28 protein-coding genes, 2 tRNA genes and 1 pseudogene are annotated in these 24,272 nt (G+C 68.3%); 17 read left to right on the top strand and 14 right to left on the bottom strand.

The genetic code is table 11. The features are described 5' to 3' along the window. Positions 1-276 precede the first annotated feature (276 nt). The gene (locus DDQ50_RS09645) at positions 277-2,316 is read left to right on the top strand and encodes a M3 family metallopeptidase (protein WP_116756526.1); all 2,040 of its coding nucleotides are present in this window, start codon (positions 277-279) and stop codon (positions 2,314-2,316) included. Between the two features lie 148 nt (positions 2,317-2,464). Further along, on the top strand, positions 2,465-2,788 hold the full coding sequence (locus tag DDQ50_RS09640) for a hypothetical protein (RefSeq protein WP_116756525.1): 324 nt from the start codon (positions 2,465-2,467) through the stop codon (positions 2,786-2,788). 46 nt (positions 2,789-2,834) lie between these two features. Here the strand turns inward: DDQ50_RS09640 and DDQ50_RS17705 are convergent, their stop codons facing one another. Together DDQ50_RS17705 and DDQ50_RS09630 are read right to left on the bottom strand one after the other, a co-directional pair. Next, on the bottom strand, positions 2,835-3,179 hold the full coding sequence (locus tag DDQ50_RS17705; RefSeq protein WP_476692337.1) for a four-helix bundle copper-binding protein: 345 nt from the start codon (positions 3,177-3,179) through the stop codon (positions 2,835-2,837). A 200-nt stretch (positions 3,180-3,379) separates the two neighbouring features. Beyond that, entirely contained in the window at positions 3,380-4,183 is an 804-nt protein-coding gene (locus DDQ50_RS09630) for a methyltransferase domain-containing protein (RefSeq protein ID WP_116756523.1), read from the bottom strand. 104 nt (positions 4,184-4,287) lie between these two features. Between DDQ50_RS09630 and DDQ50_RS09625 the strand changes: the two genes are divergently transcribed. After that, on the top strand, positions 4,288-5,832 hold the full coding sequence (locus DDQ50_RS09625) for a molybdopterin-dependent oxidoreductase (protein ID WP_116756522.1): 1,545 nt from the start codon (positions 4,288-4,290) through the stop codon (positions 5,830-5,832). Positions 5,833-5,914: 82 nt separating this feature from the next. Here the strand turns inward: DDQ50_RS09625 and clpX are convergent, their stop codons facing one another. From clpX to DDQ50_RS09610, 3 genes are all read right to left on the bottom strand, one after another. After that, positions 5,915-7,192: an ATP-dependent Clp protease ATP-binding subunit ClpX gene (gene clpX / locus DDQ50_RS09620; protein WP_116756521.1), complete on the bottom strand. Its 1,278-nt coding sequence runs from the start codon at positions 7,190-7,192 to the stop codon at positions 5,915-5,917. Between the two features lie 224 nt (positions 7,193-7,416). Next, positions 7,417-8,085 carry an ATP-dependent Clp protease proteolytic subunit gene (locus DDQ50_RS09615; RefSeq protein WP_116756520.1) on the bottom strand — a complete coding sequence of 223 codons (669 nt, stop codon included), beginning with the start codon at positions 8,083-8,085 and terminating at the stop codon, positions 7,417-7,419. Positions 8,086-8,120: 35 nt separating this feature from the next. After that, positions 8,121-8,726: an ATP-dependent Clp protease proteolytic subunit gene (locus DDQ50_RS09610; RefSeq protein ID WP_116756519.1), complete on the bottom strand. Its 606-nt coding sequence runs from the start codon at positions 8,724-8,726 to the stop codon at positions 8,121-8,123. A gap of 288 nt (positions 8,727-9,014) precedes the next feature. Here DDQ50_RS09610 and DDQ50_RS09605 point away from each other — a divergent pair, with 288 nt between their 5' ends. From DDQ50_RS09605 to DDQ50_RS09590, 4 genes are read left to right on the top strand one after another with little or no spacing between them, the layout of a single operon-like run. Further along, complete coding sequence (locus DDQ50_RS09605) at positions 9,015-9,845, top strand: DUF4397 domain-containing protein (protein WP_116756518.1); 831 nt, start codon at positions 9,015-9,017, stop codon at positions 9,843-9,845. Between the two features lie 17 nt (positions 9,846-9,862). Further along, the gene (locus tag DDQ50_RS09600; RefSeq protein WP_240614331.1) at positions 9,863-10,531 is read left to right on the top strand and encodes a class F sortase; all 669 of its coding nucleotides are present in this window, start codon (positions 9,863-9,865) and stop codon (positions 10,529-10,531) included. Between the two features lie 34 nt (positions 10,532-10,565). After that, complete coding sequence (locus DDQ50_RS09595; protein ID WP_116756516.1) at positions 10,566-11,129, top strand: RNA polymerase sigma factor; 564 nt, start codon at positions 10,566-10,568, stop codon at positions 11,127-11,129. After that, positions 11,116-11,883, top strand: coding sequence for an anti-sigma factor (locus tag DDQ50_RS09590; RefSeq protein WP_116756515.1), 768 nt, complete (start codon positions 11,116-11,118; stop codon positions 11,881-11,883). The genes DDQ50_RS09595 and DDQ50_RS09590 overlap by 14 nt, the downstream gene beginning before the upstream one ends. Positions 11,884-11,918: 35 nt before the next feature. Here DDQ50_RS09590 and DDQ50_RS09585 read toward each other — a convergent pair whose 3' ends face one another. Beyond that, on the bottom strand, positions 11,919-12,827 hold the full coding sequence (locus DDQ50_RS09585; protein ID WP_240614330.1) for an alpha/beta hydrolase fold domain-containing protein: 909 nt from the start codon (positions 12,825-12,827) through the stop codon (positions 11,919-11,921). 157 nt (positions 12,828-12,984) lie between these two features. On the opposite strand from DDQ50_RS09585, the gene DDQ50_RS09580 reads away from it, so the two are divergent. Then, complete coding sequence (locus DDQ50_RS09580) at positions 12,985-13,614, top strand: anti-sigma factor (RefSeq protein WP_116756513.1); 630 nt, start codon at positions 12,985-12,987, stop codon at positions 13,612-13,614. 63 nt (positions 13,615-13,677) lie between these two features. Here the strand turns inward: DDQ50_RS09580 and tig are convergent, their stop codons facing one another. After that, the gene (gene tig, locus DDQ50_RS09575; RefSeq protein WP_116756512.1) at positions 13,678-15,057 is read right to left on the bottom strand and encodes a trigger factor; all 1,380 of its coding nucleotides are present in this window, start codon (positions 15,055-15,057) and stop codon (positions 13,678-13,680) included. A 50-nt stretch (positions 15,058-15,107) separates the two neighbouring features. Continuing rightward, a tRNA-Pro gene (locus tag DDQ50_RS09570) sits at positions 15,108-15,181 on the bottom strand. A 318-nt stretch (positions 15,182-15,499) separates the two neighbouring features. Between DDQ50_RS09570 and DDQ50_RS09565 the strand changes: the two genes are divergently transcribed. The 4 genes from DDQ50_RS09565 to DDQ50_RS09550 all read left to right on the top strand — a co-directional run bounded on the left by DDQ50_RS09565 (position 15,500) and on the right by DDQ50_RS09550 (position 16,510). Beyond that, positions 15,500-15,805, top strand: a complete 306-nt coding sequence (locus DDQ50_RS09565; protein WP_116756511.1) for a hypothetical protein — start codon at positions 15,500-15,502, stop codon at positions 15,803-15,805. Positions 15,806-15,922: 117 nt separating this feature from the next. Then, positions 15,923-15,996: transfer RNA gene (locus DDQ50_RS09560), tRNA-Gly, on the top strand. Positions 15,997-16,040: 44 nt separating this feature from the next. Beyond that, positions 16,041-16,280 (top strand): hypothetical protein, encoded by a 240-nt coding sequence (locus tag DDQ50_RS09555; protein ID WP_116756510.1) that lies wholly within the window; start codon positions 16,041-16,043, stop codon positions 16,278-16,280. Positions 16,281-16,315: 35 nt separating this feature from the next. Beyond that, positions 16,316-16,510 carry a hypothetical protein gene (locus tag DDQ50_RS09550; RefSeq protein WP_116756509.1) on the top strand — a complete coding sequence of 65 codons (195 nt, stop codon included), beginning with the start codon at positions 16,316-16,318 and terminating at the stop codon, positions 16,508-16,510. 26 nt (positions 16,511-16,536) lie between these two features. On the opposite strand, the gene DDQ50_RS09545 is transcribed toward DDQ50_RS09550, so the two are convergent. Beyond that, positions 16,537-17,061 carry a hypothetical protein gene (locus tag DDQ50_RS09545; RefSeq protein WP_116756508.1) on the bottom strand — a complete coding sequence of 175 codons (525 nt, stop codon included), beginning with the start codon at positions 17,059-17,061 and terminating at the stop codon, positions 16,537-16,539. Positions 17,062-17,157: 96 nt separating this feature from the next. Further along, positions 17,158-17,472 (bottom strand): hypothetical protein, encoded by a 315-nt coding sequence (locus tag DDQ50_RS17270; RefSeq protein ID WP_165829768.1) that lies wholly within the window; start codon positions 17,470-17,472, stop codon positions 17,158-17,160. A 142-nt stretch (positions 17,473-17,614) separates the two neighbouring features. Between DDQ50_RS17270 and DDQ50_RS17265 the strand changes: the two genes are divergently transcribed. The 5 genes and pseudogenes from DDQ50_RS17265 to DDQ50_RS09520 all read left to right on the top strand — a co-directional run bounded on the left by DDQ50_RS17265 (position 17,615) and on the right by DDQ50_RS09520 (position 20,850). Next, positions 17,615-18,181 (top strand): LGFP repeat-containing protein, encoded by a 567-nt coding sequence (locus DDQ50_RS17265; protein ID WP_165829767.1) that lies wholly within the window; start codon positions 17,615-17,617, stop codon positions 18,179-18,181. A gap of 12 nt (positions 18,182-18,193) precedes the next feature. Then, positions 18,194-18,271, top strand: a pseudogene (locus DDQ50_RS17685) (hypothetical protein); the annotation flags it as partial. After that, a complete protein-coding gene (locus DDQ50_RS09530) occupies positions 18,245-18,721 on the top strand; it encodes an LGFP repeat-containing protein (RefSeq protein ID WP_377940304.1) in 477 nt (158 codons plus the stop codon). The pseudogene DDQ50_RS17685 and the gene DDQ50_RS09530, both read left to right, overlap by 27 nt. A 113-nt stretch (positions 18,722-18,834) precedes the next feature. Further along, complete coding sequence (locus tag DDQ50_RS09525; protein ID WP_116756505.1) at positions 18,835-19,260, top strand: hypothetical protein; 426 nt, start codon at positions 18,835-18,837, stop codon at positions 19,258-19,260. A 63-nt stretch (positions 19,261-19,323) separates the two neighbouring features. Further along, positions 19,324-20,850 carry an SPFH domain-containing protein gene (locus tag DDQ50_RS09520; protein WP_116756504.1) on the top strand — a complete coding sequence of 509 codons (1,527 nt, stop codon included), beginning with the start codon at positions 19,324-19,326 and terminating at the stop codon, positions 20,848-20,850. A 67-nt stretch (positions 20,851-20,917) separates the two neighbouring features. On the opposite strand, the gene DDQ50_RS09515 is transcribed toward DDQ50_RS09520, so the two are convergent. The 4 genes from DDQ50_RS09515 to DDQ50_RS09500 form a co-directional block, all read right to left on the bottom strand. Beyond that, a complete protein-coding gene (locus tag DDQ50_RS09515) occupies positions 20,918-21,304 on the bottom strand; it encodes a RidA family protein (RefSeq protein ID WP_116756503.1) in 387 nt (128 codons plus the stop codon). A gap of 63 nt (positions 21,305-21,367) precedes the next feature. Then, complete coding sequence (locus DDQ50_RS09510) at positions 21,368-22,090, bottom strand: Pr6Pr family membrane protein (protein WP_116756502.1); 723 nt, start codon at positions 22,088-22,090, stop codon at positions 21,368-21,370. A 36-nt stretch (positions 22,091-22,126) separates the two neighbouring features. Continuing rightward, a complete protein-coding gene (locus DDQ50_RS09505) occupies positions 22,127-22,792 on the bottom strand; it encodes a response regulator (RefSeq protein ID WP_377940305.1) in 666 nt (221 codons plus the stop codon). Further along, positions 22,792-24,237 carry a sensor histidine kinase gene (locus DDQ50_RS09500; RefSeq protein WP_116756500.1) on the bottom strand — a complete coding sequence of 482 codons (1,446 nt, stop codon included), beginning with the start codon at positions 24,235-24,237 and terminating at the stop codon, positions 22,792-22,794. The genes DDQ50_RS09505 and DDQ50_RS09500 overlap by 1 nt, the downstream gene beginning before the upstream one ends. Positions 24,238-24,272: the final 35 nt, after the last annotated feature.

Raw genomic sequence — 24,272 nt, 5'->3', positions numbered from 1 at the left:
CGTGGCGGGAGCCCGTCAGCAGCAGGCCCGGAAGGGGCGTGCGGACAGGCTGGTCGCAGGAAGCGACGACGGTACCGTCTGGCGACTCAGGCGCAGCGACCGCAGCCGCAGGGGCGTCGGTCTGCTACGCGGTGAAGACGCCGACGGAGCACTGGATGAACGCTGGCTTTGCCATTTCAGTCTCCTCTCGGTCGTGACTGACTGCTCACACGCTAGCCCGCCCCACCGTCGACGACAAGAGGCGGAGCGGACCTCGAGCGCGAATAGTCTCAAACCGTGACCGCGAACCCCTTCCTCGACCCGAGTCCGCTCCCCCACGGCCTGCCGCCGTTCGCCGAGATCCGCTTCGAGCATTTCGAGCCCGCGTTCGTCGAGGGCATGTCCCAGCAGCGGGCCGAGGTCGCCGCCATCGTCGCGGATGAAGAGGCGCCGACGTTCGCGAACACCCTGGAACCGCTCGAGCGGAGCGGCCGGGTTCTCGACCGGGTCGCTGCCGTGTTCTTCTCACTGCTCTCCTCGGACAGCACCGACGCGCTCGCCGAGCTCGAGCAGAGCATCGCACCGCGTCTCGCCGAGCACGCGGACGCCATCCGCCTCGACCCGTCCCTCTACGCGCGCATCGCGACGATCGCAGCCGATGGCCAGTCCCTCACTGCCGAGGAGCGCTACCTCGCCGAGCGCTACGAGACCGAGATGCGACTCGCCGGAGCCGGCCTCGACGAGGCGGCCAAGGTTCGGCTCCGCGAGATCAACCAGCGGCTCTCGGTGCTCAGCGCGCGCTTCGACAAGAACCTCCTCGACGACACCAACGACCTCGCTCTCGTCGTCGACGACCCGGCGGAGCTCGCCGGCCTCGACGCGTCCGAGATCTCCGGCGCCGCCGAAGCGGCGGCCGGGCGGGGGCTGGAGGGCAAGCATCTGATCACCCTCGTCCTCCCCAGCGGTCACCCCGCGCTCGCGTCTCTCCGTGATCGCGGGCTCCGCGAGCGGATCATGCGCGCCTCCCTCGCTCGCGGATCCCGGGACAACGCATTCGACAACCGCCCCGTTCTCCTCGAGATCGTCCGGCTCCGGGCAGAACGAGCCGAGCTGCTCGGCTTCGCCTCGCACGCCGCCGCCGTCGCCGCCGACAACACCGCCGGCACCGCTGAGGCCGTCGCCGGGATGTTGAACAGCCTCGCCCCGATCGCGGCCCGCAACGCTCGGCGCGAAGCCGATGCCCTCGCCGTCCGCCTGAGGGCCGACGGCGTCGACGGGCCGCTCGAGAGCTGGGATCACGCCTTCTACGCGGAGCAGGAGCGCCGAGAACTGCACTCCGTCGACACTGCCGCGATGCGCCCGTACTTCAATGCCGAGCGCGTCCTCCGCGACGGCGTCTTCTTCGCGGCGAACGCACTGTACGGGCTCACCTTCACGGAGCGACCCGACCTCGTCGGCTATGCGCCGGGGGTCCGGGTCTTCGAGGTCGGCGACGACGACGGCCCTCGCGGTCTCTACCTGCTCGACCTCTACACCCGCGACTCCAAACGCGGCGGCGCGTGGATGAACTCGCTCGTCGAGCAGTCGGAACTCCTCGGCACGCGCACGATCGTCATGAACAACCTCAACGTGTCGCGGCCGGCCGAGGGCGAGCCGACACTGCTCACCCTCGACGAGGTCGAGACCTTCTTCCACGAGTTCGGGCACGCACTGCACGGGCTGCTCGCGACGGTCCGGTTCCCCCACTTCGCGGGAACGCGCGTGTTCCGCGACTTCGTCGAGTTCCCCAGTCAGGTCAACGAGATGTGGGCGCTCTGGCCCGAGGTCGCGACCTCGTACGCCCGTCGTTTCGATACCGGCGAACCCATGCCCTCCGAGGTCGTCGACCGGGTGAAGGCCGCCCAGAGCCATGGCGAAGGATTCGCGACGACCGAGTACCTCGCCGCCGCGCTGCTCGATCAGGCCTGGCATTCGCTCTCGCGCGAGCAGGCGGATGCCGTTACCGACGTCGAGGCCTTCGAGCGGCAGGCACTCGCCGACGCCGGCCTCGACGTTCCGGGCGTCCCGCCGCGCTACTCGAGCGCGTACTTCGCCCACATCTTCGCGGGCGGATACGACGCCGGTTACTACTCGTACATCTGGAGCGAGGTCCTCGACGCCGACACCGTGGAGTGGTTCCGCGACAACGGCGGCCTGTCCCGCCCGAACGGCGACCGATTCCGCCGATACGTGCTCGGCATCGGCGGTTCCCGCGACCCGTTGGCGGCATACCGGGAGTTCCGGGGCCGCGACGCCGAGATCGGTCCTCTACTCGCGAGGCGGGGCCTCGACGAATGAGCCGAGCACCATCCGCTCGGGGATTCGACCGCCTGTGTTTCGTCATGTGACACGTGCGGATGCGGCTTCGTCACGCTCGGCCTACCTTGATCGCACGGCAATCGGTCGCACGCAGCCCGCTCGAATGCACGAAGGGATAGGGACAGCCATGACGCAGCACAGCACGCCGCGGACGCTCTCGACCACCTGCGAGCACGGCGGCATGTGCGTCGACGACCGTCCCGGCCACGCACTGACCCTCATCCGGCTCCGGCTCGCGCTCGCGACGCCGTCGCGATGGGTGGATGCGATCGTGCGCAGTTCGGGCGACGACGGCTGGATCGAGCTCGTGGAATGGCAGACGGGCGACGTCCGCCGGCTGTGGCATCACGGGCCGGCGGCACTCGTCGGAGTCGGGACTCCGGTTGCCGTGCACGCCGACTACTCGGTGCTCGCCTCCGGCAGTCGCCGCATCAGCGTCGCCGACGTCTAGCCGGGGCGACGCCGACGACCCGATCCCACGCCGGGTCGGGTTCGCGTCAGGCGGTCGCCATCGACCCCATGAGCTTCTCGCATGCGGCGATGCAGGCCTCGCAGGCCTGGGCGCAGAGACGGCAGGTCTCGCTCATCGAGGCGTGGCTCATGCATTCCTCCATGCAGGCGCGGCACATGGCGATGCACGCCTCCAGCATGGCGGTCATGCTCATCGCGTCCATTCCCATGGGACGCATCATCATGCGCATCATGGTCATGGTCACGTCGGCGCAGTTCGAGCACATGCTCGAGCAGCGGCCTGCGCCGTCCATGTCGGACCCGGCCATCGCGTCGGCCGAGATGGTGCACGCCTGCGAGCAGGCCGAACAGGCTTCGATGCACTCCTGCATCGCCATCATGTCCATCTCACTCATGGTGCTGCCGCTCATCGGCATCGCCATCATCATGTCCATCGTGCGAGTCATGGTGTCGTCCATCCCGCGCCAGCGGGGGCCGGATGCGGCCTCGGTTACCGCGACGCTTCTTCCTGAAGGCTACGTTCGCCGCCCTCGGACTCGCCAGAACGGCGCCGATGAATTCGCTGAGCGGGTCAGCGGACCGTTGCGATGATCTCGCCGTGCGGGAAGGAGAACCAGCCGTCCGGGTTCGCCGACCAGGCGCGCCAGGCGTCGGCGATGCGCTGAAGGTCGGCCTGAGTGGCGCCGATGGCGATCGCTCGTGCCGCGAAGTCGGACTCGATCACCCGGTCGGCCCACAGCCCGCCCCACCAGGCGCGGTCCTCGTCAGAGGAGAACGCCCAGATCGAACCGGTGGCGACGACTTCGGCGAAGCCCGCCTCGTGCGCCCAGGCCAGCAGCCGACGCCCTGCGTCGGGCTCGCCGCCGCCGGCACGGGCGACGCGGTCGTACAGGTCTTTCCACTCAGCGAGGCCGTCGCTGGCCGGGTACCAGATCGACCCGCCGTAGTCGACGTCGCGCGCGGCGACGATACCGCCCGGCTTGACGACGCGGGCCATCTCGCGGAGCACTGCGATCGGGTCCTCCAGGTGCTGCAGCACCTGATGCGCGTGAGCGATGTCGAACGTGTCGTCCTGGAAGGGGAGGTCGTAGGCATCGCCCGTGACGAAGCGCACGTTGCGCAGTCCACGCGACTCGGCGAGCTCACGTGCCCCCCGCACCACCGATTCCGCCGCGTCGACACCGACGACCCTGCCGGGAGCCACCCGATCGGCGAGGTCGACCGAGATCGTGCCGGGTCCGCTGCCGACGTCGAGGATGTCGAATCCGCCGTGCAGGTGGTGGATCAGGTAGTGCGCGGAGTTCTCGACGGTGCGCCAGCTGTGCGAGCGCAGGACGGACTCATGGTGTCCATGCACGTAACCCGCGTTCTCCACAGGTCCAGCCTAGGTCGCGGAAGCCTGCGAGACAGCGGGGCGCCCCGCGAAATCGGGCCCCGTCGCTGAGAGAGGCACTCGAACTGCCGCGCTACCCTCACGAAATGAGCGTTGCGCGGTCAGTCGCGGCGGGGCCGGCCGGCGTCGCCGCAGCACTCGTCGGAGTGGGTACGGCCGAGCTGCTCGCCGGGATCTTCGCACCGACCTCGAGCCCGCTCGCCTCGGTTGGCGCGATCGTCATCGATCTCGCTCCCCCGTGGGCGAAGGAGACGATGATCGGGCTGTTCGGCACCGCCGACAAACCCGCGCTCATCACTCTCCTCGTTATCGTCATCGCATCTCTCGCATTCCCGATCGGCATGCTCGAGCGCCGCCGTCCCCCTTTCGGCACGCTGCTCATCGCCGCCTTCGGCGTGCTGGGCGTCTTCGCCACCGCCAGCCGTCCCGATGCCGGTCTCCTCGCCACGGTGCCCGCCGCGGCCGGCACGGTCGTCGCCGCCCTCGTGCTCCGGAGGATCCTGCGCGGGCCCCGCCGGACCGTCTACATCTCCCCCGAACGAGCCGCCGCGGAAGCTGCGCAGAACGGTCGGATCGAGCGGCGTGCGTTCCTCCGGACAGCGGGCGTCCTCTCCATCGCCGGTATCGCCGCGGTCGCCGTCGGGCAGTGGGCGGGCGCATCGGCACGGCGTGCCCGAGAGCTCATCGGATCGATCACGCTCCCGAAGCCGTCGACCGCGGTGTCCGCGGTCCCGGCCGACGCCTCCTTCGACATCCCCGGCATCTCGCCGCTCATCACTTCGAACGACGCGTTCTACCGGATCGACACCGCCCTCGTCGTCCCCGAGATCGACCCCGCGGAATGGTCGCTGCGGATCACGGGCATGGTCGAGGAGGAGATCGAGATCTCCTGGGACGAGTTGCTCGCCCTTCCATTGGAAGAGAGCTATGCGACGCTCAGCTGCGTCTCCAATGAGGTCGGCGGCGACCTGATCTCGACGGCCAAGTGGCTCGGCTACCCGGTGCGCCTGCTGCTACAGCGCGCACGGCCGCTGCCGGATGCCGACATGGTGCTCTCGATCAGCTCCGACTCCTTCACCGCGGGCACGCCCATCGAGGCTCTCACCGACGACAGGAACGCGATCGTCGCCGTGGCGATGAACGGCGAACCTCTTCCGCCCGAGCACGGGTTCCCCGCCCGTCTCGTGGTGCCGGGACTGTACGGCTACGTCTCCGCGACCAAGTGGGTCGTCGAACTGAAGGTGACCCGGTTCGACGAGGTCGACGCGTACTGGACGCAGCGGGGCTGGGGGGCGAAGGGCCCCGTCAAGCTCTCGAGCCGCATCGATGTCGCACGCACCGATCCCGACGCGTCGAGCGTCACCCTCGCCGGTGTGGCGTGGTCGCCGCATGTCGGGATCTCAGCCGTCGAGGTCCAGATCGACGACGGCGAATGGCAGCTCGCTCAGCTCGCCGGTGAGCTGACGGTCGACACCTGGCGGCAGTGGCGCATCGATCTGACCGGCGTGACCGGCACTCACACCGCAACGGTCCGGGCGACGGATGCCGAGGGAATGGTGCAGATCGCGACCCGACAGGGCGTGCTGCCCGACGGCGCAACCGGATACGACTTCCTCAGCTTCACTATCTGAGGCGTCGCGCTCGACCGCGACTCAGCGCCCACCGCCGCGGGGCGCCGCTCGACCCGGGGACGGTACTGGAGGGACCCTCGGGTCAGGCGCTCTTCTCGGTGCGCATCGGGGTGCGCGGAACGATCGTGGGTGCCGCATTCTCGGCGACGGAGGCTCGCGTGATGACCACACGACCGACCTCGTCACTCGAGGGGACCTCGAACATGATCGGGCCGAGGACCTCTTCGAGGATTGCGCGCAGACCTCGTGCCCCTGTCTGACGAAGCACTGCCAGATCGGCGATCGCTTCGAGAGCACCCCGATCGAATTCGAGCTCGACGCCGTCGATCTCGAACATGCGCTGGTACTGCTTGACCAGGGCGTTCTTCGGGACGGTGAGGATCTCCATGAGGGCGTGCTGGTCGAGCGGGGTGACCGTCGTGACGACGGGAAGGCGCCCGATGAACTCGGGGATCAGACCGAACTTGTGCAGGTCCTCGGGGAGGACCTCGCTGAAGAGGTTGAGGTCATCGCCCTTGCTGTGAAGGGGCGCTCCGAAGCCGATGCCCTTCTTGCCGGCACGGTTGGAGATGATCTCCTCGAGACCCGAGAACGCACCGGCGACGATGAAGAGCACGTTGGTGGTGTCGACCTGGATGAACTCCTGGTGCGGGTGCTTGCGGCCGCCCTGCGGCGGAACCGAGGCGACCGTGCCCTCGAGGATCTTCAGCAGCGCCTGCTGGACGCCCTCGCCCGACACATCACGTGTGATCGACGGGTTCTCGGCCTTGCGGGCGATCTTGTCGACCTCGTCGATGTAGATGATGCCCGTCTCGGCGCGCTTGACGTCGTAGTCGGCGGCCTGGATGAGCTTGAGGAGGATGTTCTCGACGTCTTCACCGACGTAGCCCGCCTCGGTCAGCGCCGTCGCGTCGGCGACCGCGAACGGGACGTTGAGACGCTTGGCGAGAGTCTGCGCGAGGTAGGTCTTGCCGCAGCCCGTGGGACCGATGAGCAGGATGTTGCTCTTGGCGATCTCGATGTCGTCGTTCAGCGCCTCGGCCGCGGTGAGGGTCTGGCGCGAACGGATGCGCTTGTAGTGGTTGTACACCGCCACCGACAGGGCCCGCTTGGCCTGTTCCTGACCGATCACGTACTCCTCGAGGAAGCCGTAGATCTCCTTGGGCTTCGGGAGGTCGAACTCGCTGGTGGCCTCTTCGCCGACCTCGGCGAGACGCTCCTCGATGATCTCGTTGCACAGCTCGACGCACTCGTCGCAGATGTACACGCCGGGACCGGCGATCAGTTGCTGCACCTGCTTCTGGCTCTTGCCACAGAAGGAGCACTTGAGCAGGTCTGCGCTTTCCCCGATCCGCGCCATGTGCTGTATCCCTCCCGGTGCTCTGTGTCCAGAGCTGTAGCCGTGGAAAGAGCCTAACCTCTGCTTCGGACATCAGGGGTCAATGCTGCGAGTCAGCGCGTCGAGTTCCCGCACCGGTCATCGAGCCTTCTCACGGATGGACCGGGGAACCGCGCGCAAACGCCGGAAGGGCCGCCGGTTTCCCGACGGCCCTTCCGTTGTGCTGTTCTGACGGAGCCCGGAGGCTACTTGGCGAGAGCCGGCAGGCTCTTGCGGCTGGTCAGGACCTGGTCGATCAGGCCGTACTCGAGAGCCTCGGACGCGCCGAGGATCTTGTCGCGATCGATGTCCTTGTTGACCTGCTCGACCGTGCGGTTCGAGTGCTTCGAGAGCGTCTCCTCGAGCCATTCGCGCATGCGCATGATCTCTCGCGCCTGGATCTCGATGTCGGACGCCTGGCCACGACCCGCGTCACCCGTTGCGGGCTGGTGGATCAGGATGCGGGCGTTGGGCAGGGCGAGACGCTTGCCGGGTGTGCCCGCCGCGGTCAGCACGGCGGCGGCCGATGCGGCCTGGCCGAGCACGACCGTCTGGATGTGCGGGCGGATGTACTGCATCGTGTCGTAGATCGCCGTCATGGCGGTGAAGGATCCACCGGGCGAGTTGATGTACATCACGATGTCGCGGTCGGGGTCCTGGCTCTCGAGGACGAGGAGCTGGGCCATGATGTCGTCGGCCGACGCGTCATCGACCTGCACGCCGAGGAAGATGATGCGGTCCTCGAAGAGCTTGGCGTAGGGGTCCTGGCGCTTGTACCCGTAGGCGGTGCGCTCCTCGAAGGTGGGGAGGATGTAGCGGGAGCCGGGTTCCTGGCCGTTCTGGAACGCCGTGCCACCGAAGTCGTAGTTGCTCATGTTCGTGGTCGTTTCCGTTTCTGTCTCGGTGACTGCTACAGCTGGCCCTTGCTGGGCGCGTCGAGGGTTCCGCCGCCGCCGATGACGTCGCTCGCGGACTCGCGGATGTGGTCCACGAAGCCGTATTCGAGCGCCTCCTGGGCACTGAACCAGCGGTCGCGGTCACCATCGGCGTTGACCTGCTCGACGCTCTTGCCGGTCTGGGAGGCGGTGATCTCGGCCAGGCGCTTCTTCATGTCGAGGATCAGCTGGGCCTGGGTCTGGATGTCGCTCGCGGTTCCACCGAATCCGCCGTGGGGCTGGTGGAGCAGGACGCGGGCGTTGGGGGTGATGTAGCGCTTGCCCTTGGTGCCCGCGGTCAGCAGGAGCTGCCCCATCGACGCGGCCATGCCGATTCCGACGGTGACGATGTCGTTGGGCACGAACTGCATCGTGTCGTAGATGGCCATGCCGGCGGTGATCGACCCACCGGGCGAGTTGATGTAGAGGAAGATGTCCTTCTCGGGGTCCTCCGCCGCGAGGAGCAGGAGCTTGGCCGCGATCTCATTGGCGTTGTCGTCGCGCACCTCTGATCCGAGCCAGATGATGCGGTCGCGGAGAAGGCGGTCGAAGACGTTGGGCTGCATGACGGGATCGGCCATTGGTGCACTCCTTGTACGTTGTTAAGTCCTGACGAATCTATCGAAGTGAACACCGCCGAAAGCCGCTGTTCGCCCTCGGCAGAGATTCGCCGGGACGGCCTCGCCGGTTCTCTGAGCAGGCTGATCTCCCGATCGCTCGGGTCGCCCGCCGCTCCGCGGTTGAGGCCGGTCCGCCATCTCAAGCTGTGAAAACGCTGAGCACTGAAGCACGCGTGCATCCGCGATGCCCTCATCCCGGGAAGAGGTGTCGAGAGGGCAGAGCGCCCCCTTCATCGAGGAGGAACCAACGTGAAGAAGACAATCCTGCGGGGAGCGGTGGTGGGCGCTGCCGCGTCCCTGGCCCTCGCCGGCTCCCCCGCATTCGCCATCTCGGGCACTTCGGCGGACCTCTCCGTCCTGCATGCCATCCCCGACACACCCGTCGACGTGTGGGTCAACGGCGAGCTCACTCTCGACGACTTCGCCCCGGGGGACCTCGCCGGACCTCTCGACCTGCCTGCCGGCGCCTACTCGATCGTCATCACCGCACCGGACGCCACCGACATCAGCTCACCCGTCATCGGTCCGGTCGATGTGACCCTGGCGGCGAACACGAGCTACACGGCGGTCGCGCACCTGACCGAGGCCGGGGAGCCGTCGGCGACGCTGTTCACCAACGATCTGTCGACCACGGCACCGGGTGAGGGACGTCTAACCGTCCGGCACACGGCAGCGGCCCCGGCCGTCGACATCCTCGCCGGCGGCACGGCGGTCGTGAGCGGGCTCGTCAACCCGAAGGAGGCGTCACTCGACCTGCCGGTCAGCACGGTCTCGGCGGCGGTCGCGCTCGCGGGCACCACTCAGCCGGTGATCGGCCCCGCCGACGTGCCGATCACGGAAGGCACCAACACCATCGTCTACGCATGGGGCAGCGCTGAGGACGGGAACCTCGCGCTGGCTGTCCAGACGATCAGCGGTCTGCACTCCTCTCCGGACGGCGTGAACACCGGTGAGGCCGGCCTGGCGGCGACGGGCGGCTCCTCGCCGCTCCTCGCGCTCGCGGCTCTCGTCGGGATCCTCGCGGTAGGCGCGACAGGCGCGGCACTCGCACTGCGCCGCGCGCCGAGCACCGGGCGCTGACGATGGCGGCGCGACCGGTGAGACGGGGACTCGGGCTGCTGCTCGTCTCCGGCTCACTGGTCGCGCTCGTCGCCTGGGCGGTGACCTTCTCAGGATCGGTCTCGGACGACGAACCCGTCCGCTCGTTCAGGCTGACACCCGCCGCGACCGCCTCGGCGGCGCCGACTCCTCGGCCGACCGCGGTGGTCGACGTCCCCGTCGCGAGTGCCTCGCTTTCGACCCTCAGCCTTCCCGTCAGCACTCCCCCCGCCCGCGTGCAGATCCCGGAGATCGGGATCGACATGGGCGTTTTGCCGGTCGGCGTGAAGACCGACGGGGAGATGGAGGTCCCCGACGATCCTTCGGTCGCCGGGTGGTATCGATGGGGTTCGGATCCGCGGAGCGGCGCAGGCAGCACGGTGATCGCCGCTCATGTCGACTCGCTCCGCTACGGTCTCGGACCGTTCGCACGGCTGAGGGATCTCGTTCCCGGGTCCGAGATCACCGTGATCGGGTCGGATGGCGGCTCGCATCTGTATCGCGTCGACGGTCTCTCCGCCTTCGCCAAGGACGCCCTGCCCGCCGCGGAACTCTTCGAGAGGTCGGGTCCCAGTCGTCTCGTCCTGATCACCTGTGGGGGTACCTTCGACGAGACGGCTCTCACCTACTCGGACAACGTGGTCGTGACCGCGAGCCCGGTGCTGTGATGCAGCCCCCGACGACGAGGAACGGGTGCGCCCGATGAGTGCGGATGCGCAGGGTGACTTCGAGGATGAGGACCTCGAGTCGTCGTTCCTCGCGGGCGACGAACGGGCACTGGAGGAGGCCTACCGACGGTGGGCGGCACTGGTCCACACCCTCGCGCTCCGCTCGCTCGCGGATGTCGGAGAGGCAGAGGACGTGACGCAGAAGACCTTCGTCGCCGCATGGACCGGCCGAACCGGGTACGACCGCGCCAAGGCGCCGCTCCCGGCCTGGATCGTCGGCATCGCGAGGAAGAAGATCGCGGATTCCCACGCCGCCCGGGCTCGGGTGCGTGAACTGCAGGACAGAGCCATCGCGGCCGGCCTATTCGACGAGCCGATCCACGACATCGACCTCGCCGACCGCCTGCTCGTCGCCGACGAGATCGCCCGGCTCGATCCTCAATCGCAGCAGGTCATCCGGCTCGCATTCTTCGATGATCTGACACACGTGCAGATCGCGGAGCGACTGGGGCTCCCCCTCGGTAGCGTCAAGAGCTCGATCAGGCGGAGCCTCGAGAGGCTGCGCCGGCGCTTGGAGGCGAGCTATGTCAGGCGCTGAACGCCAGGAGCACTCGGACGCCGAGCTCCTCGCCCTCCATGCCCTCGGCGAAGATGTCGGCAGCGATCTCGTCGACCATCTCGCGAACTGCCCGGACTGCCAGTCGACGTTCGCGGAGTTGCTCGCAGCGGTTCAGGTGGGGCGAAGCTCGATGGGCGACGAACGGCTGGTCCAACCGGGCCCGCAGGTCTGGCAGTCGATCCGCGACGAACTGGGGTTGAGCGCGGCCGCGGTCGACGCTGTCGATGCTGTCGACGTCGGGATCGACGCCGATGCCCCGGATCACGCTCACCACCCGGGCACGCCCGTTCGTCGGAGCCGCGCGAAACGGCGCCTGATCGCCTTCGGGCTCGCCGCTGCCATCGCCGGACTCGCAGTGCTCGGCGGATCCATCGTCTGGACGGTCACGTCGAACTCGGCCCGGGTCCTCGCCTCCGCCGTTCTGGAACCGCTTCCCGACTGGGGCGATGCGAGCGGTGAGGCAGTGCTCGAGGAGAAGCCCGACGGGAGCCTCGACGTGCACGTGACCCTCGACGCCACCGTTCCGAGCGACGGCTACCGGGAGGTGTGGCTGCTGACCCGTGACGCGAGCGCGCTCGTCAGTCTCGGCGTGCTCGACGGAAAGGAAGGCCGCTTCACCGTCCCCGAGGGCGTCGACCTGTCCGCCTACGACATCGTCGACGTGTCGCAGGAGGTGCTCGACGGCGACCCGACCCACTCGGGCACCTCGATCGTCCGTGGAGCACTGACCTGACCGAGGCCACTCGCGATCGACGAACAACCGCCGGGTCAGCCGACCTTCCAGATGGCGTGATGGAGGTCGGCCACGATGACCTTCCGGGCGGACGCGCCGACCTTCGTCGGCAGAAGCGGGTAGTTGTGGAGCTGTCCGACCTGCTCATGGAAGTCGAGTGAGACGCCCGCTTCGGCGGCCTTCGCGGCGAGCAGGTGCGCGTCAGGATTCAGGACGTCCCGCGTGCCCGTGAAGACGGAGATCGGTCCGAGTCCGGTCGGGTCTCCCATGAGCGGGCTGACCAGCGGGTCGAGGATGTCGAGGTCCCCGCGCCAGTACTCGGCCAGTACTCTGCCGCCCGGCGTTCCGAGCCACGGGTCGGTCGGCTGCACGACCGGGATGCGCGGGTTGCTCCAGGTGAGGTCCAGAGCGGGTGCGATCAGCTCGGTGCGCGGCACGACCATCCCGTGCCGGTGCAGCAGCTCCAGCGCCGCGGACAGGGCGATCTGACCGCCCGCCGAGTCGCCGGCCAGACACGTGTCGCCGTACCGGTCCTCGTTCGACAGCACCAGCGCCGTCACCCCCTCCGCCGCCTCGCGCGCGTTGCCGAAGGGGACGAGAGGGTAGATGGGCACCGTCACGGTCGTGCCCGCCTCTGCCGCGATCTGGGCCGCGAGCTGCCAGTGCTGGACGACGATCTCGCCGACCCATCCCCCGCCGTGCAGGTACACGACGCTGCCGCGGGCGGTCCGTGTCGTCGGGGTGACCGTGTAGACGGGCCACGGGTGGTCATGTCGCACCGTCACGGCGACGTCGGATCTCAGGCGAGCCGGCGGGCCGTACTTCTCCGGCCGCAGCTCGCTTGCGTGAACTCGACGTCGCGCACCCTCCGCGGTGACGTAGGTGCGATTGGCGCGGGTCAGTCGCAGGAACTGCGTCACGAGGGCCAGGGGCACGGTGGGCACTGGTCGCACTCTCTCTGTCGGGATCGTCCGCCGTCAGCACTGACGACGTGGCGGACATTCGGCTCGAGAGGCGATCCGGGTCCGTCCACCGCCCATTCTCCCCGCTTTCCCGCGACTGACTCAGTCGTTCCCCCGCCGCGAGGCCCCACACTGGACGATGTCGGATCTTCGAGTGCGGGAGTTGAGCGAAATGCGGGATGAGCGATCACAGGCGGCCGACGCGGAGCTGGTGCTGCGCGACCTCGACGCCGACCTGTCTCCCGCCGGCCACGACCCGATCCCCGAGCTGGACGACTACGAGGACGAGGGAGAAGGTCCACGGCGGGGCCGCCGCATCGGCGTGCGCATCGTCGCCGGGGTGCTCGCGGCGACACTGATCGTCGCGTTGTCGATCGGCGGGATCTCGGCTCTGACCTTCGGCCAGAACACGCCGCCGGCTGTCGCCAGCGCGACCCTCGATCCCGCGCAGGGCCGGGGCGACGCCTCAGGACGAGCTGTGCTCGAGCATTCGCTGGCCGGCGGATATCAGATGCGCGTGACCATCGAGGGGGCGCCCGTCTCGGAGGGCTACCGAGAGGTCTGGCTCGTCTCACGCGACGGCGCCACCCGTGTGAGCCTCGGCCGCCTCGATGGCGAATCCGGGGTGTTCACCATCCCCGGTGGGTTGACCATCCGTGAGGGAGATGTCGTCGAGGTTGCCGACGGGACGGCGAATGGGGACGTCACGCGACCGGGTGCCCCGCTCGTGGGCGGCGCATTGACGGCGACGAGCCGATCCATCACATGACCGAAGCGGTTTAACGCGGAGATGCCGCCGCTTTCGCGACGGCATCTCCGGTGCAACGGTTGATCAGTGGTTGTGACCATCGTGGTCGTGACCGTCGTGATCGTGACTGTTGGCGTCCTGCAGAGCGGCGGTTGCAGCGGAGACGTCGAACTCCTCGCCCTCGTCCTCGGTCGCGGCGAAGTCGGAGAGGTCGACGTCGGCACCCTCGGTGTCGACGACCTTCGCCTTGCCGAGCATGACCGCCAGAGCCTTGGAGCGGGTGACCTCGGCGATGACGCCGGGGAGCTGCCCGTTCTGCTGCAGCACGTCGGCGAACTCCTGCGGCTGCATGCCGTACTGCGACGCGGCCTGGATGACGTAGTTGGTGAGCTCGCCCTGACCGACGCGGACCTGCTCCTTCTCGGCGATCGCGTCGAGGAGGATCTGCTGACGGAAGGTGGCCTCGCTGGACTCGGTGACCTCGGCGCGGTGCGCGTCGTCCTCGAGGCGGTTCTCCTGCTCGAGGTGACGGTGCACCTCGTCCTCGATGAGCGATGCGGGGACGGGGATCTCGACCTGCTCGAGGAGCTTCTCGACGAGCTGGTTGCGGGCCTCGGTCGCCTGGCTGAACGACTTGGAGCGGGCGACCTGCTCGCGCAGCTGCTCCTTCAGCTCGTCGAGCGTGTCGAACTCGCTGGCCATCTGAGCGAAGTCGTCGTCGGCCTCGGGGAGCTCGCGCTCCTTGACGGCGATCAGCTTGACGGTGATCTCGGCGGTCTCGCCCTCGTGCTCGCCACCGAGGAGGTTCGAGTTGAAGGTCGTCTCCTCGCCGGCGGTGAGGGTGTCGAGCGCCTCGTCCATGCCCTCGAGCAGCTCGCCGGATCCGATCTCGTAGGAGATCGCGTTGGCCGAGTCGACCTCGTTGCCGTCGATGGTGGCGACCAGGTCGAGCTGGGCGAAGTCACCGGTCTTGGCGGGGCGGTCGACGGTGATCAGCGTGCCGAAGCGGGCGCGGAGACGCTCGAGCTCCTCGTTGATCTCGTCGTCGCTGACCTCGGCGGCCGCAACGGTGAGGGTGAGGTTCTCGTAGTCGGGGAGGTCGAATTCGGGGCGCACGTCGACCTCGACGGTGATCTCGAGGTCGCCCGAGTAGTCGGAGATTTCGGGGAGCTTGGTGACGTCGGCGTTCGGGCGGCCGAGCGGCTTGAGGTCGTTGTCGGCCATCGCCTCGCGGTAGTAGCGGTCGAGGCCCTCGTTGACGGCGTGCTCGATGACGGCGGCCTTGCCGACGCGCTGGTCGATGATGGGCGGCGGCACCTTGCCCTTGCGGAAGCCCGGGATCGAGACCTGCTCGGCGATGTGCTTGTAGGCGTGATCGATGCTGGGCTTGAACTCCTCGGGCGTCACCGAGATGGCGACCTTGACCCGCGTGGGGCTCAGCTTCTCAACGGTGGACGTGACCATGTGAATTCCTTGTTCGAAGATGACATCTGAGTGGCTCGCGCTGCGAACAGTCGGGGCGACAGGATTTGAACCTGCGGCCTCCCGCTCCCAAAGCGGGCGCTCTACCAAGCTGAGCTACGCCCCGGTCGCACGCGACCCGGCCTGAAGAAGCGGGCTCGCTGATAAGGCCGCAGGAAGTCTAGCCGAGTCGCCGTGCCCGGTGCTGGACGCCTCCTACCAGACCGTCCCCCGAACACGAATCAACGAGATGAGGCTCTTCTCTCGTTGGATGTCGCGCTCTCGAGCCCGGTGTCGTCGCCGGACTCCTCGATCTGCGTTGGGCGCGGTTGGCATAGCCGGTCGAGCGACCTCAGGAACGCTCCGCGTCCCCTGAGTGCGCTTGACGCACCAGCCGCGGCGGCGAAGTGTTGAAGATGTCCGACGAACGAAAAGAGGAGAACCAATGCTCCCCAACGACAATCTCGGCAACGTCGACTTCCTGTTCACGGCGATCCCGATCGTGATCGCGATCGTCTTCGTCGCGATCATCGTGATGGTTGTGCGGGGCGTCGTGCGAGTGAGGCGGTCTGGCCACAACCCGCTGACTCTTCAGGCCGATCTCGCGACGAAGGCGATGGATTCGCGGCTTCTCGCCGCTGACCGCCCGCTCGAAGCTCGCCTTTCGGAGGTCGACCGCCTGCACGAGCAGGGCACGATCACCGACGCGGAGCATGAGGCGGCGAGGGCCAGCATCCTGTCCGGCAAGTAGCCCGCGACGAGGGCGGCGAGGTCACGGCTGACGCGACTCCCCGCGACGTGCGTCCGAAAACGGGCCAGCGGATGCGTTAGGCTTTCACCGCTTGTTCGGCTGGAAAGCCGGGCATCCGGGGATGTAGCTCAATGGTAGAGCCTCAGTCTTCCAAACTGATCACGCGGGTTCGATTCCCGTCATCCCCTCCATCAAGCGGTTTGCTCGTGGTCGTACCGGGTGCCAAGCTCCTCCTATGGAGGACAAGGACGACTTCGTCTCCAGAATGCCTCGCGGCACGCGATGGCTCATGCATCCTGCCATCGAATACGTGAGCTCCGGCCTGCTGATCCTGCTCGGACTTGTCTACCTCTTCCCAACGGATCTTGACGGGTCGGACGTCGTCGGATGGGTCCTGATCGGCGGAGGCGCGCTGGCTCTGATGCTGGATGCCATCCGGCTGTTCGTCGTGCGGCGTCGGAGAGCCAAGCAATGACGGAGTCGTCACTACGGCCCCGTTGGTGGAAGCGAATGGCCACATGGCAGAAGGTCCTTGCCCCGCTGTGGGTCGCCGCGGCCCTTGTCGGGATCGGCGGACTCGTATTCGGCTACCCCGCGTTCTGGTTCACCTTCACCACGTTTCCGCTGGTGGTGATCCAGTTCGCGTTCTCATTTCGCGACGGGATGCGGACGCCGCGCGGCTACGAACGGACCCCGCGAAAGTAGTAAGGGGACGCGTCCGTTCCCTTTCACTAGTCCGGCTGGAGTCCGCCCTCATCCGGCGGAAGGTGCGTGAAGTAGAGCTGGGCCCCATTCTCTCTGGCTCGCTGGATTCGTCCTGCCACCTCGAGGTCCTGCCTCACGAGTTCACGGAACGCTGCGGCTGCCGCCGGATTAGCGCCCTGCCCGACTCCCTTGATCCGCCCGGAATCGGAACTGTCGGGGTCATCGACCTCTACCTCGAATGCATCGCCGACCTCCTCCGCCACCACGCGTGCCAGACGAAGCCCCTCCTCGGAGTGCGCTCGCTCCTTGTCGATGGAACCCCACGCGAAGTCTGGGACCATCGCCTCGTCGTAGACGCGCTCCCACTCCGCCAAGTCGTCGCACAGCTGATCGCTGAGACCGGAGTCCGGATAGTCGACAGGGCCGCCCACGAACCAGAGGACTGTTCCTGCGTAACCGCAGGAGATGCGAATCGTCGATCGGAGGTGGTCGGCGACGTCGGCCTCGCCGTCCCAGCGAGAGACTCGTCGTTCTAAGGGCTCACCGTCCACGCGGCCATCTTGCCGGGGCGTCTGGAGGTGCGGGTAGCTGCAGCATCGCGGGCAGGGTCTCGGTACGCGCTGCGCGGCCTTCGTTCAGCCGAGTTGTCAGCTCAGCTTCTTGAGGGCCTCGACGGTTCCCGCCCAGCTGTGCGAGGAGATGGCGTCGGCGAATGTCGAGTCGCCGCGGCCCTTGCCGAGGCTCTCGCCGGTCGCGTCGTCGATGACCTCGACGGTGTGGCCCTTCTCCGGACCGTCGCCGCTTCCCTCTTCGACGAACTCGATGCGGAGCAGGCGCCCGTCGAGGTGCCCCGTCACTACTGCACCCTCACCCGACTCCGTGCTGTCCACCGTGGTGAACGGGCCCTCGCCGAGCGCGGCAAGCGACTCGTTGACCTGGTTGATGAGTGAGGACGTGTTCATGGTGGTGCTCCTTCGTCGTGAACGTCCGCTCACGATATGCGGGGGGGGCCTGATCGGAACCCGACACCGCTCGCGGCGGACGAAATGGGCCGGGCCGACGTCGCCCCCAATTCGGGCCGAACCCACCCCAGCGAGGCGCCCGATGTCTACGATCGCTGCGGGGGTGCTGTATGGGGGTACAGATTCGCGGGCTTCGAAAGGGTCTCCGCGCGCTCGGCCGACGCTCGCCGAGAGCGGCGATCGGCGGAGGCGCTGCACGGGCTCGATCCTGCTGGTCCACCGTGGAGAGACGGGTGCCGCGTACGCGAGGAACGGCTCGGAAACGGGCGCGCTCGGCTGGCCGACGAATCAGCAGCGCTGCGGGCTGCCGAGAAACGGCTGCTATCAGGACTTCGAGGGCGGATCGATCCACTGGTCACCGGCCGGCGGAGCCCACGCGACCTCCGGAGCAATCCGCAGCTACTGGGCCGCACAGGGCTGGGAGAACAGCTCGCTCGGCTATCCGACCGGTGATGCCGTGACCATTGCCGACGGCACGCAGCAGCAGTTCCAGGGACAGACCGTCTACGCGCTGGCGAGCGGCGCCGTGCGCACCGTCGACCGCGGCGAGACCGGTGCCGCCTACGGCCGTGCGGGTTCGCAGACAGGCGTGCTGGGTTGGCCCGCGAACCAGCAGCGCTGCGGTCTGCTCAGGAACGGCTGCTACTAGGACTTCACGAACGGCTCGATCCACTGGTCCCCCGCGACGGGTGCTCACGCCACCTGGTCGACCATCCGCTCCTACTGGGCGTCGACGGGCTGGGAGTCCGGCTTCCTCGGATACCCCTCGGCCGACGCGGTGGTGTCGTCGACGGGAATCGTCCAGCAGTTCCAGGGCCAGACGGTCTTCGCCACCTCGGCGGGTGCGGTCCAGCTGGTCGACCGCGGCGAGACCGGAGCCGCCTACAGCCGCGTCGGTGCGCAGACGGGTGTACTCGGCTGGCCGATCTCCGCCCAGAGCTGCGGGTTGCGCGGCAACGGGTGCTATCAGGACTTCGCCGGCGGATCCGTGCACTGGTCGCCCACCACCGGCGCCCATGCCACATCGGGCGCGGTGCGCACTCTATGGGGCACCACGGGCTGGGAGAGCGGCCCGCTCGCTTACCCGAAGGCCGACGCGGTCACGTCCGGTGGAGTGACGACCCAGGAATTCCAGGGTGGCCAGATCCGAGTCGATGCCCAGGGAACCGCAACCTACCTTCTGCGCTGAGAGCTGGTCCGTCGCGCGGCTCATCGCACCGACCGGTCGGATCGGACGGCGCTCGACGGTGCCGCCGCGCCCCGGACACCCGTCTCGCAGACAGCGCCGGGCAGACTGGAGCTGTGGACGAGGTGACCGCCGTCGAGCGGATGGCGCGGGTCGCCGATCGGCTCGCGGCGCGCGAGCTCGCCCCTCGCCCCTTCCTGCGGGCCTTCGCCTGGAACTGCGCACGCATCCGCCCTGGCCTGCTCGGATACAGGGACCTGGCGACCGGCGGTCGCAACCGGTTCACCGGGTCGGGGTTCCGTGCCGAATTCGATGACGGCACCCGCGGCCAGGTTCGACACTTCGCCGGTGTCGCCGTCGCGCCCGTGCTGCTCGGCGAGAGACTCGCCGCATGGAGCTCCCGACACGTGCTGAGGGATCCGGCCGGCTCCGCCGACGGGCGCCTCAGCGATGCCGCGCTCGAGTTCTCCCGCCTCCTCCGCGAGGGCCGCCTCTCGCCCGATGACGCCGGAAACTGGATCCGCGATCACCTCGCCGCCTGATCCGGGGCATCTTTTCGCTCTCCATACTTTCGGACGCATACTCCGTCACGACATACTGGTTTCGTGATCGAAGCAAATTCCGACCTGATCGGACCCGCAATTCTCATCGGCGTCATCGTCGTCGTCGCCCTCATCGTGCTCGTCGTCGTCCTCCGCGGCATCAAAGTGGCGAAGCCCGACGAGGCCATCATCGTCACCTCACGGCAGAAGGGGGCGAAGACCGGTTCCGAGCTCGACGAGAACGCCGGGCAGCGGGTGGTCTTCGGATCGCGTGTCTTCGTCAAGCCCGTCGTCGAGGCGTACTTCAAGCTCAGCCTCCGCAGCCGGCAGCTCAACGTGCAGGCCACCGCGCAGACGCGCGACGCCATCACCATCCGCGTGAACGCCGTCGCCGTCGTGAAGGTCGGCGGTTCCGAGAGCATGGTCCGCGCGGCCGCACAGCGGTTCCTCAACCAGCAGGACCAGATCGAGTCCTCGACCGAAGAGGTCCTCAGCGGTTCGGTCCGCTCCATCGTCGGTCAGCTGACCGTCACCGAGATCATCACCAACCGGTCCGCCCTGCAGGGCCAGGTCCTCGAGGCCGTGCGCGAGTCGCTCGATGTCCAGGGTCTCCAGATCGACACCCTGCAGATCAAGGAGATCGACGACGACAACGGATACATCCGCGACCTCGGTCGTGGCGAGGCCGCCCGCGTGAAGCAGGTCGCCGAGATCGCCGAGTCCGTGTCCCGCCAGGCATCGGAAGAGGCTCGTATCGGCGCCGACCAGGCCGTCGCCGAGTCGCAGCGCCGCCTCGACCTGCGCCGCGCCGAGATCCAGAAGGAGACCGATAAGGCTCGCGCCGAAGCCGCCGCGGCGGCTCCTCTCGCCGAGGCGATCGCCCAGCAGGAGGTCGTGGCGCAGCAGGAGGTCACCGCGGGAAAGCGCGTCGGACTCCGCAAGCAGGAGCTCGACGCCGAGATCCGCGCGGTCGCCGACGCCGAGGCGTACTCGATCCAGAAGAAGGCCGAGGCGGATGCCGCCGCGGCGATCGCCAACGCCAACGCCCTGCGTGACGCCCGCAAGTCGGCCGCCGAGGCCATCGAGACCGAAGGTGTCGCCGACCGCAACCGCCGTCGTGCCGCCGCCGAGGCGATCGAGGCCGAAGGTCTCGCAGACAAGAACCGCCGATTCGCCGCAGCCGAGGCCCTCCGGGCCGAAGGTGAAGCCGAGGCCGCGTCGATCCGTGCAACGGGTACCGCCGAGGCCGAGGCGACCCGTGCGAAGGCGGAGGCTCTCGCCGAGCAGTCGCTCGACCTCCTCCGTCAGCAGATCATCGCCCAGCTGCCCGAGATCGTGCGCGCCGCGGGCGAGCCTCTCGCCGGTGTCGGTCAGATGACGATCATCTCGTCCGAGGGCAACCCCACGTCGGCACTGAACCAGAGCGTGAGCGGCCAGCTCGCGACGAGCACCCAGATCATCAAGGACCTCGTCGGGATCGACATCGCCGACCTGATCACGGGACGCGCGACCGGCACGGCGATCGGCGAAGCCATCAGCGAGTCGTCGCCCCGCTCTCGTCGCAAGCCGACCACCGACACCGCCGAGTAGCACCGGCAGAGAATCGCCCGGTTCCGCCCTTCCGTTCGACCTCGGGGCGGTACCGGGCGACCCCCGGTTACGCCAGGTGAGCGATGGCCTCGATGCCGACGAGCGCGCCGGCGCGAGCCAGCGCGTGCACCTGGACGACGGTGAGTGCGGTGGGGTGCGGTCCCCACGCCTCCATCGACGCCGACATGATGTCCTGAAGCTCGACGTCGCGCCCGTAGAACACCCGGAGCACCGCGACGTCGGCCTGTGTGGCCCCGACCGCGGCGAGGAGGCGCTTCACCTGGTCGAGAGCCTGAAGCGCCTGGGCCCGCGCTCCGCCCTCGACGATGGCCCCGTGCTCATCCACCCCGTTCTGCTCGCCGATGTAGAGGGTGCGGCCGCCGGACACCAGGGTGGCCTGCGAGAACGCGGGATTCGAGTGCATGGTGTCGGGATTGATGTGCTCGAGAGGCATTCTCGCTCCATCTGATTCGCGGCCATCGGATCGCGATGCGACCGAGGCGGGCATCCTGGCCCGTCAGCGCCGAACGCTATCCCTCTCCACCGACACGGTCGAGCCTCCGGCCGCAACGGAACGCCGTTCAGCGCGGATCGCGAGACGGAATCGCACGCGACCGAGCATATCGAGCACGATCGCCCCGGCGAGGAAGCCGAGGACGACGACCCCGGTCGTCCTGACCAGTCGCTCGTACCCGCCCCACAGCCGCGGGTCGACGAAGTCGTACGGGTACCAGTCGACGATGGGCCCCCGGATCAGCGTGTAGACGAGGTAGGCGAGCGGGAAGGCCAGCCAGGCGAGGGGCCGCCACCAGGGCGCCGCCCTGATTGAGGGGATGAGAAGCCAGTCGAGCACCGCGAGGATCGGCATGCCGAGGTGCACGATCGCATTGACCCACGGTGTGATCGTCCCCGCGCTCGGGAGCCACTGCAGGAGCAGGGCGAATACCACGCCGGCGAGCCCGAGGTACAGGGCCATCGCACCGCGGACGCCGTCCCACCACGCGGGCAGACGGTCGCGGACGAACGCACCCGAGACCACGAAAACAACCCCGGCGATCAGATTGCTGAGGTTGGTGAAGAAGCTCAGGTAGTTGCCGAGATCGAGGCCGCCCGGGTGCCCGGCGACGATGAACATGTTCGCGATCACCGTGCCGAAGACGCCGACTCCGACCACGATCCGCGCGGCCCGGATGAGGCGGTGGTCGAACCACCTCGTCGTCACCTCTGCCGCCGATGCCATCCCGTCAGTATCCCCGACGCATCCGGGAAGGCCGCCTCAGCGCTGCAGGAAGGCCAGCACCGCGAGCACGCGTCGGTGCTCGGATCCGGAATCCTCGAGCCCGAGTTTCTGGAAGATGCTCGTCACGTTCTTCTCGACCGCGCCGGTCCCGATCACCAACGCCGACGCGATGGCCTGGTTCGTGCGTCCCTCGGCCATCAGCGCGAGCACATCGGCTTCGCGAGGGGTCAGGTTCGCGATGGGGTCGTGACGCCGGGCGATCATCTCGCTGACGACGAGAGGGTCGAGCGCGGTGCCGCCCGCCGCCACGCGCTCGATCGCGTCACGCAGTTCGTCGAGCGAGGCGACGCGGTCTTTGAGCAGGTAGCCGACTCCCCCGGTCCCCGATTCGAGCAGTTCGCGGGCGTAGGCGCCCTCGACGTACTGACTGAGCAGCAGGATGCCGAGTCGGGGATGCGTGCGCCTCAGCCGCAGCGCCGCCTTGACCCCCTCGTCACGGAAGGTGGGAGGCATCCGCACATCGAGCACCGCCACATCGGGCTGCTTCGAGGCGATCAGCGCATCGAGCTCCGTCGCGTCACCGACTGCGGCGACCGTCTCGAAACCGGCTTCGGCGAGAACGCGCACGAGGCCCTCGCGCAGCAGCACCGAATCCTCGGCCAGCAGCACGCGCAGGGGCCTCGTGGTATCGCTCACGGAAATCAGGCTATCGACGTGTCGGGCGACGCCTGCAGCGGCAGGATCGCGGTCACCCGCGTGGGCCCACCCACCGGACTGTCGATCGAGAGCGTGCCGCGCATTCCGGTCACGCGTTCGGTCAGGCCGGCGAGGCCGTGGCCCGCGACAGGCCGGGCGCCGCCCGTTCCGTCGTCGTCGACCGTGATCCGGAGCGTGCGCCCGACCGGTTCACCGTCGGATCCGTCCTGCACTCGGGCGAGCAGCCCGATCCGGGACGCCGACGAATGCTTGACGGCGTTGCTGACCAGTTCGGCCGCGACGAAGTAGGCGCCGCGCTCGACCTCGCTGGGCAGGTCCGCCGACCCGAGATCGACCCGGACATCGACGGGCACCGCGCTCCGACTGCCGAGCGACTCGAGGGCCGCCGCGAGCCCGCGGTCCTGGAGGATGGGCGGCGCGAATCCCTGCGTCAGCGCCCGAAGCTCGTTGAGCGCGTCCTGCGTCATCACCCGCGCGGAGGCGAGGAGCTCGCGCGTCTTCTCGGGATCCTCCTCGAGCCGGCGTTCCGCACTGGCCAGGTCGAGCTGGAGCCGCAGCAGACGCTGCTGAGGGCCGTCGTGGATGTCGCGCTCCAGGCGGCGCAGCGCCTGATCCTCGGCGACGACGGCGGCTCGACGTGATTCGCTGAGGGCCGCGACCTCCTCGCCCATCTCCTCCGACCGGAAGCGCGAGAGCAGGAGGCGAGCCGCACCCCAGTGAGCCCAGGTGAGGCCACGGCTGACGAACGGGAACAGGGCGAGAAGCATCAGGCCGACGACGGCGGTCAGAATCACGAGACCCACCGCCAGGCCCGGGCTGTCTCCCCTGCCCATCGCGTAGTTGAGGGCCTGGGCGATGTTCCACTCACCGGCCTGGACGCTGGGATAGCCGCCCAACCCCCCGCTTCCTCGGGAGAAGGGGATGAGCAGCCAGATCGGCGTGAGCACCAGCGCCAGCGTGGTTGCGACCCAGGTGAACCAGATGGTGAACGACACGAGCGCGATGGTCGGAGCGATGAGGGCGCCGTGAACGTAAGCCAGCCAGTTGTGGGGATTCGCGGTCACGTCGACGAGCGCGCGGGTGAACGGCTTACCGCGGAAGGGCGGGTCGAGACGCGGTTCGTCGAAGCGGGGCAGACCCGTGTAACGGAGCCGCGCGACGTCGAATCGGCCGGCGAAGCGCGCCCCGAGGAGAACGAACGGCACGAGGATGACGCCGACGAAGACCGCGATCAGGCTGGCAGCACCGGAGAACGCGGTGATGAGGATCATGCTGACCGCCAGAGCGATCGGGAACGCCGGCACCAGATAGCCGAGCTCGCGCGGCACCGTCGACCAGAGCCTCCAGTAGAACGCGCGCGGTCGCGTTGGCTCCACGGCGACGGCGGGAGTCGCGGCGTCCCCGGCTAGGGCTGCGGATTCGGTGCTCATGGGTTCCTCTTCAGTCTGGCAGCCGACCAGGTGTT

Origin of the sequence: Amnibacterium flavum, assembly GCF_003097495.1 — a bacterium.
In the GTDB taxonomy this organism is placed as follows: domain Bacteria; phylum Actinomycetota; class Actinomycetes; order Actinomycetales; family Microbacteriaceae; genus Naasia; species Naasia flava.
This window is presented reverse-complemented; position numbering and strand designations above follow the sequence as displayed.